Origin of the sequence: Pseudoalteromonas sp. Angola-30, assembly GCF_028599215.1 — a bacterium.
In the GTDB taxonomy this organism is placed as follows: Bacteria; Pseudomonadota; Gammaproteobacteria; order Enterobacterales; family Alteromonadaceae; genus Pseudoalteromonas; species Pseudoalteromonas atlantica.
The window spans coordinates 1-255 of record NZ_JAQREI010000094.1; the positions used below are offsets into that span (position 1 = coordinate 1).

1 rRNA gene is annotated in these 255 nt (G+C 46.7%); it reads left to right on the forward strand.

The features are described from left to right. Positions 1-51: 51 nt before the first annotated feature. Positions 52-255, forward strand: a 16S ribosomal RNA gene (locus tag PSH54_RS20875); the annotation flags it as partial.

The window sequence follows — 255 nt, forward strand, 5'->3', positions numbered from 1 at the left end:
ATATTAAATAAATTCAGAATTCATTGAGCTGTCGAAAGACACAAAACTTTTTAATTGAAGAGTTTGATCATGGCTCAGATTGAACGCTGGCGGCAGGCCTAACACATGCAAGTCGAGCGGTAACAGAGAGTAGCTTGCTACTTTGCTGACGAGCGGCGGACGGGTGAGTAATGCTTGGGAACATGCCTTGAGGTGGGGGACAACAGTTGGAAACGACTGCTAATACCGCATAATGTCTACGGACCAAAGGGGGCT